General features: G+C 53.2%; 15 protein-coding genes and 1 other annotated feature. Of the genes, 11 read left to right on the forward strand and 4 right to left on the reverse strand.

Features of this window, described 5'->3' with window-relative positions; genetic code table 11:
- Positions 1-24 precede the first annotated feature (24 nt).
- The 3 genes from argS to CAFE_RS10070 form a co-directional block, all read right to left on the reverse strand.
- Complete coding sequence (gene argS, locus CAFE_RS10060) at positions 25-1,719, reverse strand: arginine--tRNA ligase (RefSeq protein ID WP_066649894.1); 1,695 nt, start codon at positions 1,717-1,719, stop codon at positions 25-27.
- Positions 1,691-2,152 carry a YwiB family protein gene (locus tag CAFE_RS10065; protein WP_066649896.1) on the reverse strand — a complete coding sequence of 154 codons (462 nt, stop codon included), beginning with the start codon at positions 2,150-2,152 and terminating at the stop codon, positions 1,691-1,693. The genes argS and CAFE_RS10065 overlap by 29 nt, the downstream gene beginning before the upstream one ends.
- 66 nt (positions 2,153-2,218) lie before the next feature.
- Complete coding sequence (locus tag CAFE_RS10070; protein WP_156990566.1) at positions 2,219-3,286, reverse strand: D-alanine--D-alanine ligase family protein; 1,068 nt, start codon at positions 3,284-3,286, stop codon at positions 2,219-2,221.
- Positions 3,287-3,593: 307 nt separating this feature from the next.
- On the opposite strand from CAFE_RS10070, the gene CAFE_RS10075 reads away from it, so the two are divergent.
- The 11 genes from CAFE_RS10075 to CAFE_RS10125 all read left to right on the forward strand — a co-directional run bounded on the left by CAFE_RS10075 (position 3,594) and on the right by CAFE_RS10125 (position 10,993).
- Complete coding sequence (locus tag CAFE_RS10075) at positions 3,594-4,385, forward strand: DUF7674 family protein (protein ID WP_156990567.1); 792 nt, start codon at positions 3,594-3,596, stop codon at positions 4,383-4,385.
- 271 nt (positions 4,386-4,656) lie between these two features.
- Positions 4,657-4,806 carry a 50S ribosomal protein L33 gene (gene rpmG, locus CAFE_RS10080; RefSeq protein WP_066650113.1) on the forward strand — a complete coding sequence of 50 codons (150 nt, stop codon included), beginning with the start codon at positions 4,657-4,659 and terminating at the stop codon, positions 4,804-4,806.
- A gap of 25 nt (positions 4,807-4,831) precedes the next feature.
- Entirely contained in the window at positions 4,832-5,068 is a 237-nt protein-coding gene (secE, locus tag CAFE_RS10085) for a preprotein translocase subunit SecE (RefSeq protein ID WP_066649903.1), read from the forward strand.
- Positions 5,069-5,091: 23 nt separating this feature from the next.
- Positions 5,092-5,613, forward strand: coding sequence for a transcription termination/antitermination protein NusG (gene nusG / locus CAFE_RS10090; RefSeq protein WP_066649906.1), 522 nt, complete (start codon positions 5,092-5,094; stop codon positions 5,611-5,613).
- Between the two features lie 114 nt (positions 5,614-5,727).
- Positions 5,728-6,153 carry a 50S ribosomal protein L11 gene (gene rplK, locus CAFE_RS10095; protein WP_066649909.1) on the forward strand — a complete coding sequence of 142 codons (426 nt, stop codon included), beginning with the start codon at positions 5,728-5,730 and terminating at the stop codon, positions 6,151-6,153.
- Positions 6,154-6,215: 62 nt separating this feature from the next.
- Positions 6,216-6,911 (forward strand): 50S ribosomal protein L1, encoded by a 696-nt coding sequence (rplA, locus tag CAFE_RS10100; RefSeq protein ID WP_066649911.1) that lies wholly within the window; start codon positions 6,216-6,218, stop codon positions 6,909-6,911.
- 44 nt (positions 6,912-6,955) lie between these two features.
- Positions 6,956-7,096 (forward strand) — a sequence feature (ribosomal protein L10 leader region).
- 28 nt (positions 7,097-7,124) lie between these two features.
- Positions 7,125-7,661 carry a 50S ribosomal protein L10 gene (gene rplJ, locus CAFE_RS10105; RefSeq protein ID WP_066649914.1) on the forward strand — a complete coding sequence of 179 codons (537 nt, stop codon included), beginning with the start codon at positions 7,125-7,127 and terminating at the stop codon, positions 7,659-7,661.
- 31 nt (positions 7,662-7,692) lie between these two features.
- Positions 7,693-8,067, forward strand: a complete 375-nt coding sequence (gene rplL / locus CAFE_RS10110) for a 50S ribosomal protein L7/L12 (RefSeq protein WP_066649917.1) — start codon at positions 7,693-7,695, stop codon at positions 8,065-8,067.
- Positions 8,068-8,285: 218 nt separating this feature from the next.
- The gene (locus CAFE_RS10115) at positions 8,286-8,834 is read left to right on the forward strand and encodes a DUF4342 domain-containing protein (RefSeq protein WP_156990568.1); all 549 of its coding nucleotides are present in this window, start codon (positions 8,286-8,288) and stop codon (positions 8,832-8,834) included.
- A 19-nt stretch (positions 8,835-8,853) separates the two neighbouring features.
- Positions 8,854-9,531, forward strand: coding sequence for a response regulator transcription factor (locus CAFE_RS10120; protein WP_083210274.1), 678 nt, complete (start codon positions 8,854-8,856; stop codon positions 9,529-9,531).
- On the forward strand, positions 9,521-10,993 hold the full coding sequence (locus CAFE_RS10125) for a sensor histidine kinase (RefSeq protein ID WP_156990569.1): 1,473 nt from the start codon (positions 9,521-9,523) through the stop codon (positions 10,991-10,993). The genes CAFE_RS10120 and CAFE_RS10125 overlap by 11 nt, the downstream gene beginning before the upstream one ends.
- 41 nt (positions 10,994-11,034) lie before the next feature.
- On the opposite strand, the gene CAFE_RS10130 is transcribed toward CAFE_RS10125, so the two are convergent.
- Complete coding sequence (locus CAFE_RS10130; RefSeq protein WP_156990570.1) at positions 11,035-12,393, reverse strand: D-alanyl-D-alanine carboxypeptidase family protein; 1,359 nt, start codon at positions 12,391-12,393, stop codon at positions 11,035-11,037.
- Positions 12,394-12,526 lie beyond the last annotated feature (133 nt).

Consider the following 12,526-nt stretch of genomic DNA (forward strand, 5'->3'; position numbering starts at 1 on the left):
TTTACACCTGCATTTCTGAACGGCTCACATGCTTTCGGGAGCCGTGATTTTAAACATGGAAAGCACATTGCGAAGGACCGTCATGGTTGCGCGGCACAAGAAAAGCCGCGCCGCGGTTAAAGGCTCCTCTTCGCCCTTGACTCTGCGCATGTTGTAAAATTTATGGAACAATGTCGCAAGCTCGATGACATACCGCGTGATCCGCGCCGGATCGTAATTCTGCGCCGCGGCGACGATTTCGGAAGTAAACGAAGCAATATGGCGGATCAGCTCGATTTCTTCGGGCGAATTCAGCAGAGCCAGCTCCTCGTCCGTGCAGTCGCGCGGAAAGATTCCTTCCGCCGCCAGATTTTTCAGGATGCTGCAGATTCTCGCGTGCGCGTACTGGACGTAATAAACCGGGTTCTGGGAATCCTGCTGTACGGCGAGGTCCAGATCGAATTCCATCTGGGAGGTGGCTTCGCGCAGGTTGAAGTAGAAACGCGCCGCGTCCACGGGAACCTCGTCCAGAAGATCGGCAAGCCCGATTGCCTTGCCGGTGCGCTTGCTCATACGGACGACTTCGCCGCCGCGCACCAGCCGGACCAGTTGGATCAGAACGACGTCCAGTTTGCCGCCGTCCAGCCCGACGGCGTCCATCGCGCCTTTCATCCGCGCGACGTGGCCGTGGTGGTCCGCGCCCCATACGTCGATGCAGCGGTCAAAGCCCCGTTTTGAGAATTTGTTGCGGTGATAGGCGATGTCCGCCGCAAAATAAGTCGGGTTTCCGTTCTGGCGGATCAGGACCTCGTCCTTTTCTGCGCCGAGCGCCGTCGCGCGGTACCACAGCGCGCCGTCCTTTTCATAGGTCATGCCGCGGTTTTTCAGAAGATCGATTGTCTCCTGCAGCTCACCGTCTTCGTGAATCGTGCTTTCGCGGAACCAGACGTCGTAACGAATGCGGTATTTTTCCAGGTCTGTTTTCATCTTGCCGATATTTTTCGGAAGGGCGAAATCGACCAGTGCCCGGCGGCGTTCAGCGGAATCCGCCTTGACAAAGCGGTCGCCGTTTTCGCCGGCGAACTCTTTTGCGCGCTCGCGGATATCGTCCCCCTGGTAGCCGTCTTCCGGAAACTCCACGGTTTCTTCCCCCAGATAAATCTGAAGATAGCGCGCTTCCAGCGAAGCCCCGAATTTTTCAATCTGGTTTCCGGCGTCGTTTACATAGAACTCCCGGGTGACGTCGTATCCGGCGGCGTCCAGAACGGAGGCGAGGCAGTCGCCCAGCGCTCCGCCGCGGGCGTTGCCCATGTGCATCGGTCCGGTGGGGTTGGCGGAAACAAATTCCACCATGATTCTTTCCTTTTGACCGAAATCGCTGCGGCCGTAGCCGTCGCCGAGGGCGATTACGTCTTTTAAAACATCGGAGTAAAATTGACTTTTAAAAAAGAAATTCAGAAAGCCGGGTCCGGCAATTTCCGAACGGTCGAAATAGGTGCCGGAAAGGTCGATATGGTCCGCGATGGCCTGAGCAATTTTACGCGGGGGGAAGCGAAAGCTTTTCGCGCCGACCATGGCGGCGTTGGTTGCCCAGTCCCCATGCGTGCGGTCCGCGGGGATTTCAACGGTAAATTCGGGCAGGGGAGCTTTGGGCAGGGTCCCGCTCTCCATCGCCTTCTGCATGGCCTCGCGGATGGCGCCCCTCAGTTGTTCAGTTGCCTGCAGCGCTAATTTCGACATCCTTGTTGTTTGCCTCCTTGATGGTGATGAAAATCTCGTTCTGGCTGGAGAGGCTGGAGTTGATGTCCAGCGTGTAGCTGACTTCCAGTTTTCCGCCCAGATCATTGAGTTCGGACTGAACCCGGCTGGTAAAAACGCCGATCATCATGTTGCCGAACTCGGTGTCGTACTGGCAAAGGTGGCGCTTGCCGCGTTCCAGAATCAGGCGGGTGCTGTCTTCACCGCCGCGCATCAGCGTCACCTTGTTTCCTCCGTCTACTTTCAGGATGGACGTTCTCGTTGTGTTTTTATCCTCGGATGTGTATTCCTTATACACGATATAACGGCTGTCGCCTCGTCGGACATAGGAACCGAACGTGGTCAGTTCCACTTCTCCGGTCTCGTCGTCGACTCTCTGGCGTCCTTTGATCGATATCAAATAGTTTTCCTGCATTCTATACTCCTATAGATAAGTAATTGGTGATTCCGTTCCCGCCCGTTTCGTTCCATGAGGAACGGTTTAGGCTTTTTCCAGAGCCAGTTCGATCAGCCGGTCGAGAAGTCCGCCGTAGGAGAGACCGGAGGCCTCCCAAAGCTTCGGATACATGCTGATTGGGGTGAAGCCGGGGATCGTGTTCAATTCGTTGAGCAGAATCTCCGTCTTGCCCCGCACAAAGAAATCCACTCGGGCAAACCCGCGGCAGCCCAGAGTACGGTAGGCTCTGACGGCGATTGCGCGCAGTTCCTGAGTCACTTCGTCGGAAAGGCGCGCCGGGATATACAGCCTCGATTTTCCGGATTTGTATTTGTCGTCATAATCATAGAAAGCGGCGGAAGCGGCAATCTCGCCGATCAGCGCGGCGGCCTCCGGCTCTTCGTTGCCCAGTACCGCGCATTCCACTTCCTGCCCGGATACGGCTTCCTCCACCAGAATTTTTTCACCTTCCGTCGCAGCCAGTCTGACTGCGGCGTCCAGTTCCTCTTCGCTGTTTACGCGGCTGACTCCGACGGAGGACCCGGAACCCGCGGGTTTTACAAAAACCGGGTAACCGAGCCTCGCGCCGATTTTAATGCGAACTTTATCAGGGTTCTTTAAATATCTGGAATAATAGAACCATAGGTACTGTGCCTGTTTGATGCCGACGCCGGCTAAAAGCGTGTGGGTGACCGCCTTATCCATGCACACGGCGGAGCTGAGGGTTCCGCAGCCGACAAACGGAAGTCCGGAAAGCTGCAGAAGGCCCTGGACGGTTCCGTCCTCTCCGTTTCTGCCGTGCAGAACGGGGAACACACAGTCGACTTTCAGAATTTCGGTTCGGTCCGGCCCGCACACGGCGAAACCGGCAGCTCCCCGGTCCGGGGTCAGGTAAGCGGGACGCTTTTGTTCGCTTTGTTCCCATTTTCCGTCGGGAATGGAATCCAGCGGTCCCTCATAAAGATACCACCGCCCGTCCTTGGTAATTCCGATACGGTAGATTTCGTATTTCTCCTTGGAAAGATTGCTGATCACAGAATACGCGGAAACGCGGGAAACCTCGTGTTCAGAAGAACAGCCGCCAAACAGGACGGCAATTTTTTTACGGTTCATTCCTTCATCCTCCATTGCAGCACCTGCTTTGCAATTCCGCAAACAGTCCTGCAGAGCAGCATTTTTAAAAAAGCAGGCTTTGTGCAAACAGAATTCTACAAATATATATGATAGCACAACGCCGCCGCGCACGCAATCGCTTATTTCCGGAAATACGGACCTTATAAATTGTATGGTGACAAAAAAATGTTTATGTAGTATAATCAAGTATAATTACTGTCTGTAAGCAAAAAATTGAACGGAAATGGAACGGAAAGTTTAGATAAAAAGTTAGGTTAAAGTTGAGATTCGGGAGTGAACGAACCATATGGATCAAAAAGTATTTGAAATGGTGACGGGCAGTGTTGAAACGGCCCTGAACGGCCAGGGGTTCCGCAGAACGGAAGGCGAAGTAAAAAAGGAAGAAGGGCGCGAGGTCCTGTTCCTCGGGGAAGGAGCCGCCTACAGCGTTCTGTATCAGGAGAACGGCAAGCGCTTTACGCTGCGTACCTGCGACATGGACGGCGAGGAGCCGAACGGCCAGTGGAAAACCCTTTCCATGTGGCTTTACGACCCGGATACTGACACGCCGGCTCAGGCACAGAGTATTGTGGAGGATTTTACGGAAACCCTCACCGGCCCAAAGCAGACGGCGGCGGTTAAAGCGAGAAAAAAACGCAAAAAGGACGACGACAATAACGTCGATCCGCTGTTCTTTTTCAATCGGTTTCTCGGGCTGTTTCCCGAACTGAAGGATGAGCTGAATGAAGAAAAAGCCGTTTACGGCGACGTCCGGTCGGTTACGTTTGCAAGGGAACGGCTTCTTCCGAAGATCAACGCCCTGGTGAACAACCCGGCGGAAAAAGACCGCATTGCGCGCTGCTGCCAGCTCTTGAACGACCTCTATATCGCGGGCGATATGGACGTGAGGTCCATCATCACGATTGTCGTCCTCAATGGGATCGAAGGGGAAAGGGCCGTTGAGGGCGTTCGTGCCCAGATGAACGAGGATCTGCTGAAAAGCTACAAATCCGCCCTGAAGATGAAGGGCAAAAAAGTAAAGCCGGAAAAGAAAAAGAAGCCGAAAAAATTCACGGCGGATTCCTTGCTCAACCGCTGACGATTCCTATGACTCCGAAACAAGGAAAGCACAGCCGTAAAGAAGGTTAACGTTTTGCGGCTGCGCGCCTTTTTCAGAATCGGTCCAAAATGGGAAAATGTGTAAAAAATATAAAATGATTACTAAAAAAAACTTGACAGAAAAAAACGATTGTGCTATGATGTCTATACCTCGATAAAGGGGTTATTTTTTTGTGCCCGTTTATTTTGAGGGAGGCCGAAGCTTCTTTCAGGGGCTTAAAAATTTTTTCCGTACAGCGGGAGGTGCCGTCATGAGAACCAAGGTAACATTAGCCTGCACAGAATGCAAACAGCGCAACTATGACACGATGAAGAACAAAAAGAATGATCCGGACAGGCTTGAGATGACCAAGTACTGCAGGTTCTGCAGGAAACATACGCTTCACAGAGAAACGAAGTAATCCGGACGGAGGGACAAAAGAAATTATGGCCGATAAAAGTGGAAAGAAAGAAAACTTCTTTACCAAAGCTGGCAAAAGTATTTCTAAATTCTTTCGCGAAACCAAAAGCGAAGCCAAGAAAATGGTCTGGCCCACCCCGCGGTCGGTATTCAAAAACACCGGCGTCGTTCTGGCGACCATTATCGTAATCGGATTGTTTGTTTTCGGACTGGACACGCTGCTGGTCAACCTGCTCGGGCTGATTATGAACGTCGCAAAATAATCTGAAGAAGCGGAGGGTTTTCTTTGCCAGAGGAAGCAAGATGGTATGTGGTCCACACCTATTCCGGCTATGAAAACAAGGTAGCCTCCAATCTTGAAAAAACGGTGGAAAACCGCCAGCTTCACGACCTGATCCAGCAGATTCTGGTTCCGACCGAAACCGTCACCGAAATCAAAGATGACAAAAAACGCGATGTGGAGCGGAAGATCTTCCCCGGCTATGTCCTTGTAAAAATGATTTTAACCGACGAGTCCTGGTATGTGGTGCGGAATATCCGCGGCTGCACCGGATTCGTAGGCCCATCCTCAAAACCGATTCCCTTAACGGATGAGGAAGTGGCAAGGCTTGGCGTTGAGAAAAGAGAGATTGAGGTTTCCTACGATGTCGGCGATTCGGTCCAGATTATCGACGGCCCGCTGGAAGGGTTTGTCGGTGTTGTGGAAGAAGTCGACAAGGAAAAGAACCGGGTTCACGTTACGGTGTCCATGTTTGGGCGCGAAACGCCGGTTGAGCTTGAGCTGAACCAGGCTCAGGCGATGGAATGATTTTATTTTTCGGTAATACGGCGGATTCCCCGCCTGTTATGAGGGGCATCACCCCTGTGGGAGGAACGGCGCAGCCGTTCCGCCATCAACCACGAATTTTGGAGGTGCAGTAAAATGGCTCAGAAGGTTACGGGCTTTATTAAGCTCCAGATACCTGCCGGCAAAGCTACGCCGGCGCCGCCGGTAGGACCTGCGCTTGGTCAGCACGGCGTTAACATTATGGCGTTTACAAAAGAATTCAACGAGCGCACAAAAGGCGAAGCGGGAATGATCATCCCGGTTGTCATCACGGTATACGCCGACCGCTCGTTTACGTTTATCACCAAGACGCCGCCCGCCGCGGTCCTGATCAAAAAGGCATGCGGAATCGAAACGGCTTCCGGTCAGCCGAACAAAACCAAGGTGGCTAAAATTACCCGTGAGCAGATCCGTAAGATCGCCGAGACCAAGATGCCCGATCTGAACGCGTCTTCCATTGAATCGGCCATGAGCATGGTCGCCGGAACCGCGCGCAGCATGGGTGTTGAAGTCGCGGACTGATCAAAGGCCCAGGTGGGAGGAAGTATGAATCCGATTTTACCACTTCACAGGGAGGATAACCAATGAAACACGGAAAAAAATACAACAACAGCGCAAAGCTGATTGACCGTTCCAGCCTTTATGACGCGAATGAGGCCCTTGATCTTTGCGTAAAGACCGGCACGGCAAAATTTGACGAGAGCGTCGAAATTCACGTAAAGCTCGGCGTTGACAGCCGCCATGCGGACCAGCAGGTGCGCGGCGCCATCGTTCTTCCGAACGGAACCGGCAAAACCGTGCGCGTGCTCGCACTCTGCAAAGGCGATGCGGCGAAAGAAGCCGAAGCGGCCGGAGCTGAGTACGTCGGAGCCGAGGAAATGGTTCAGAAGATTCAGAGCGAGAACTGGATGGATTTTGACGTCCTGATCACCACGCCCGACATGATGGGCCAGGTCGGGCGCTTGGGTAAAATTCTCGGTCCCCGCGGACTGATGCCGAACCCGAAGGCCGGAACCGTTACCCGCGAGATTGGAAAGGCAATTACCGAAGCGAAAGCCGGTAAGATCGAGTACCGGCTCGACAAGTCCAATATTATTCACTGCGTTATCGGCAAGGTTTCTTTCGGCAGCGAGAAGCTCCGCGAGAATTTCGACGCCCTGCTCGGCGCGATTGTCAAGGCGAAGCCGGCGGCCGCAAAGGGCCAGTATATTAAGTCCTGCGTTGTCGCGTCCACGATGGGCCCCGGCGTGAAAATTAACCCGAACAAATTCGGCGTTTGATTTTTATTGACATTCACTGTTTTCTCTGTTATAATAATTGAAAACAATAGTTTTTTCTTTATTCAAAGACAGCAGGCGCTGTATGCTTAATGGATTTTCCGGCCTGCCGAGAATAAGGTTCGATATGCATTTGTGTGTTGAAGGCCTTTTCTGCGGCAGCGGGAAAGGCCTTTTACGTTGCGTGTTGATCTGAAACAACGGAGGTGAATCTATTTGCCAAGTGAAAAGATTTTGGAAGGGAAAAAGCAGGCTGTCTCCCAGCTTTCCGAAAGCCTGAAAGCAGCCCATACGGGCGTTATCGTAAACTATAAAGGGATCACGGTGGAAGCCGACACCAAGCTTCGCAGGGAACTGCGTGAAGCAGGCTGCCAGTACAAGGTCGTCAAGAATACTCTTCTGCGTCTGGCGCTGCAGGAATCCGGCATTTCCGGTCTTGACGGTGTTCTGGAAGGGACAACCGCGATTGCCGTCCATTCGGAAGATTATGTCGCGCCGGCCAAGATCCTTGCGGGCTACGCCGATAAGAGCGACACTTTTAAAATCAAGGCCGGTTTTATTGACGGGAAGGTCGCGACCGCGGACGAAATCAAAACTCTCGCGTCCCTGCCCTCGAAAGAGGAACTGGTCGCTCAGGCTCTTCGCGGCTTGAACGCGCCGATTACCGGTTTGGTCACCGTTCTCAACGGTACGATCAAGGGACTGGTGGTTGCTCTGAACGCAATCGCCGAAAAACAACAGGCATCCGCTTAAAAAAATATATTAATTTGGAGGTTTCTATCTTATGTCTGATAAAGTTGCAAAGCTGATTGAAGATGTAAAATCCCTTACGGTTCTTGAGCTCTCCGAGCTCGTCAAAGCTCTTGAAGAAGAATTCGGCGTATCCGCCGCCGCTCCGGTTGCTGTTGCCGCCGCTCCGGCTGCCGCCGCTGCCGCCGCAGAAGAGAAGACCGAATTTGATGTTATCCTGAAGTCCGCCGGTGCGCAGAAGATTCAGGTTATCAAGGCTGTTCGTGAGATTACGGGCCTTGGCCTGAAGGAAGCGAAAGAACTCGTTGACGGCGCTCCGAAAGCTGTCAAGGAAGGCGTTTCCAAAGACGACGCGGAAGCAATGAAGGAAAAACTTACAGGCGCAGGCGCAGAAGTAGAAGTAAAGTAAGTTTCGTTCATCTGTTGTTCTCCTGTACCATAAAACGGGAAAAAAGAACCGCCCCGGCAATCCTGTGGATTGTTTGGGGCGGCCTTTTTCTGTTTGGTCTTGCAAAATAATAAAAGTTTTCGTACAATGTTTTTAATCCTATTTTAATGATCCTCAAATTGTCCTTAAAGTCGTTCCTGTTACTCTAGAGATACAGAAACGAAGGAGGAACAAATCAAATGGTTACTTTGGAGCAGGTTGAAAAATTGAAGGAACGGGCGAATGTAAGCTATGATGAGGCGAAGGCGGCGCTGGAAGCTACCGGCGGCGATCTTTTGGAAGCGCTGATTTATCTGGAGAAGCAGGGCAAAGTGAAAACTCCCCGGGGAAATGGGTTTTACAGCAGCGCGGAAGAGATTCCGCGCGACAGCGAAAAACAGGCGCGGGGTGAATTCCGTGGAGCGGACAGGGGAGAGAGCTTTTCCGGGCTGCTGAAACGGATCGGCAGGTTTTGCCTCAAATTGATCCAAAAGGGAAACAGCAACACGTTTGAGGTTTTGAAGGGAAACGAGTGCAAGGCTTCCATTCCGGTAACGGTTCTTGTGCTGCTGCTTGTTTTCGCATTCTGGGTTTCGCTTCCGCTGATGATAGTCGGTTTGTTCTTCGGTCTGCGCTATCGCTTTCAGGGGCCGGACCTTGGCAAGGATTCCGTCAATCACGCCATGGACAGTGTGGCGAACGCGACGGACGATTTGAAAAAATCGATCTGCGAGGATAAAAAAAATTGAGTGCCGGGTGGTGAATCGGTTGGGCAGGAAAATTCTGATTGTGGAAGACGAGCAGAAGATCGCGCGGTTTATCGAAATGGAGCTGAATTACGAGGGCTATGCGACTGAAAAGGCGGCGGACGGACGCACCGGGCTGGAGCTTGCCGAGACAGGCGGCTTTGACTTGATCCTGCTGGATCTGATGCTTCCCGGAATGAGCGGTATGGAGGTCCTGCGAAGGATCCGCCGCTCCTCCGATGTTCCGGTGATCGTGCTGACCGCAAGGGACAGCACAATGGATAAAGTTTCCGGACTCGACGGCGGCGCGGATGATTACATTACAAAGCCGTTCGCAACAGAAGAGCTCCTTGCCAGAATTCGCAGCGCCCTGCGAAAAAGCTCACCGGCGGAAAGCGAACAGCTTTCCGCTTTCGGCGTTGTACTGGATCCTGCGCGCCGGAAAGTAACCGTGAACGGAAATTCCGTTCCGCTGACCAAGCGCGAATTCGATCTGCTCTGTTACCTGATGAAAAACAAAGGCGTGGTTTTGTCGCGGGAAGTCCTGCTGGAAAATGTCTGGGGCTATGAGTATGAAGGGGAGACCAACGCCGTGGACGTTTTTGTCCGTTTTTTACGTTCCAAAATCGACGACGTATACGGAATCAGGCTGATTTCCACGGTACGCGGCGTCGGTTATGTGATAAAAGATGAAGAATGATACGCCGAAAACCGGAAAAGAGCCTCCCGAGGACCGCGCCAGACGGTCGATCGTATTTCGGCTGAACACGGTTTTTTTCTTCGAAATGATCGGAATTTTTCTGGCGCTCGATCTGCTGTTTACCGCTTCTCTGTTCCTTGTTTCGGCCGGTCAGGCGGAGCGTGCCGCCGTCCTCGCGGTTTCCGCCTTTGAACGCAAAGAATCGGACGTTTTCCAGGGCGGCGGAGTGACGGTGAGGGAAAGCGGGACAAAGCCGGACGGCACGGCGATACCGGCTTTTCTCGGCAGGCTGTTTTATGACCCGTCGCTGTCGGGGGAGCGCTATTTGACCTACCCGGAAAGCAGCGGCGCTTCCCTGCTTCACCGGCTTGACGGAATGGCTTACGCGCTTGCTCTTCGGAAAAACGGGCGGGACTGCGTCGTCACGGTCGATTTAAGCGGCGAGGTTCATCAGGGGAAAACGGTTTTAATCCTTCTCCTGGCCGCCGAGCTGCTGCTGCTTTTTTTCGGTCTGCGGTCGCGCGCGGGAAGAATCCGAAAAACGCTGCGTCCGATTGCCGAGCTTGCCGAAACGGCCCGCAGACTGAACCAGTCCCGGCCGTTTACGCCTGAGGAGATCGAGACGCTCGCCGGGAAAATCAACGGGATCAACGCGTCGCGCCTGGACACCCGCATTGCGGTAAACAGCACGCAGGATGAACTCAAAAACCTTGCGGGTGCCATCAACTCGATGCTGGACAGGATCAACGAATCCTACCGCGCTCAGGTGCGCTTTGTCTCGGACGCCTCCCATGAGCTTCGTACTCCGATCGCCGTGATTCAGGGGTACGTCAGCCTGCTGGACCGCTGGGGAAAGAACGACGAAAAAGCCCTTCAGGAGTCCATAGAGGCAATCAAAAGCGAAACGGACAATATGAAGCAGCTGGTGGAGCAGCTGCTCTTTCTGGCCCGTGGAGACAACAATACGATGCTTTTGCAGAAAGAGCGGTTTGACGTTTCCGTCCTTGCAAAACGGGTATTTCGCGAAACGAAGATGATTGACAAAGGGCACGATTACCTGCTTCAGGCGGAGCCTGCGCCGATCGAAGCGGACGAGGCGCTGATTAAGCAGGCAATGCGGATTTTAGTGGACAATGCGGTGAAATATACGCCTGCCGGGGGCGCAATCCGAATTTCCGTCGCGAGCCGGGACCGGGAGGTCCGCCTGACGGTTCAGGACGATGGAATCGGCATTGAGCCGGACGCGGTTCCAAGGGTTTTCGATCGCTTTTTCCGCACCGACGAATCCAGAGCCCGTGCCACCGGCGGCGCGGGGCTTGGGCTTTCTATCGCAAAGTGGATCGTCGAGCGTCACGGCGGACACATGGAGGTCCTGAGCCGTGAAAAAATCGGAACGCGAATTTCCCTTGTTCTGCCTGTAGCACAAGCGGAAAAAGAACCGGACACAGAGACGCCTGAATAGGCGTTTCGGCGTCCGGTTCTTTTGGGTACCGACGCGGCTGATTACATTTTTCTGTATTTCTTCACTTTGCGCATGTTTTTCTTTTTTCGGTTATAAATCAGTGTCAGGATAATATAAATGACCACAAGGAGAATAATCAGGGCGGCGATTATCAGGAACCAGATGGAGGTGAAAATCGACTTCACCACGTCGGTCATGTGCAGCAGCTCGCTTCGCTCGACCGATTCGGACGCGACCAGGTTGATGGTGGCAAGCGTCTGGTCGGCGTATTTGAGCGTTGCCTTGCCGATAACATCTCCCTTTTTCACCGGCGCGTCCACATGGTCCGGGATGGTTTTATTGATGATAATGCTGCTCGAAGAGACGTCCTTCGGCAGGATAGCGGAAAAGCTTTTTTCCGCTGAAAGCAGCAGGCTGTCCTTTTGCCAGGCGTAGTTCAGCTTGACTTCCCCCAGGGACTGGTCGGTTCCGACGATTTTTTTCAGTTCCAGCTTTGTCAGCGCCCAACGGTAGAGGGCCGCGCTGTCGAGCATTTCGCCGCGCGCCGTGACCGCTTTGCCGTTGGCGTCGACGGAAGGCGCCCCCAGCGCTACGCAGAGATAGGTGTAGCCATAGGCGGAAGCGGTCGAAATCAGGCAGTAGCCCGCCTCGTCCGTATGTCCGGTTTTGATGCCTTTTGCGTAGGTGTAGAAATATTTCCCGCCGAGGGCGTTCTTGTCGATGAGAAGGTTTGTCGTGGAAAGCGTCGGCATCTGCTTCCCCGCGTCCGGCCCGCCGACAGGCTTGTAGGTATAGCGTGTCTGGGAGCAGATCTGCATAAAGTAGGGCAGGCTCATCGCGCAGCGGGTAATTTTCACCAGATCGTTCGCGGTTGTGTAGTGCTGGTCGTTATGCAGCCCGTGCGGGTTTGCAAAACGCGTACCCTTACAGCCCAGAGCCTTCGCCTTTTCATTCATCAGCTCGACGAATTTATCAACGCTCCCGTTTCCGACATAATCGGCCAGGACCAGAGCCGCGTCGTTTCCGGAGGGAACCATCATGCAGTTGAGCAGCTGATAAACCGTCAGCACATTGCCCACTCTGATGTTCGACATCGAGCTGCCTGTTCCCAGCAGCCGGTCGACCACTTCTTTGGATACCGTTACCCGAGTTCCCTGCAAATCTTTCACATGTTCGCTGACGATGATGTAGGTCATAATTTTAGTCAGGGAAGCCGGCTCCCTGCGGGTGTCCGCATTTTTCTGGTAAACGGTGGTTCCCGTGTCAAGATTCACCAGGGCGATCGCCGCGCAGGAGGTGTCGAAGTCGACGGGAAAACTCGCGGCTTGAGCGGGAACGGCGGTGAACAGAACGCAGCAGACGAGCAGAACGGAAAACAGGGACGCTAGCTTTTTTTTCATGGAAATTTTGCCTCCGATGTGATATGATAATAAAGCCGGTTAGGCGCGTATTTATTTTAGTTGATCTTATCTTTAGTATAACAGCCAATTCCGAAAAGATAAAGAACTAAGCCACATAAAAAACGATTCTTTG

Origin of the sequence: Caproicibacter fermentans, from assembly GCF_009746625.1 — a bacterium.
Lineage (GTDB): Bacteria > Bacillota > Clostridia > Oscillospirales > Acutalibacteraceae > Caproicibacter > Caproicibacter fermentans.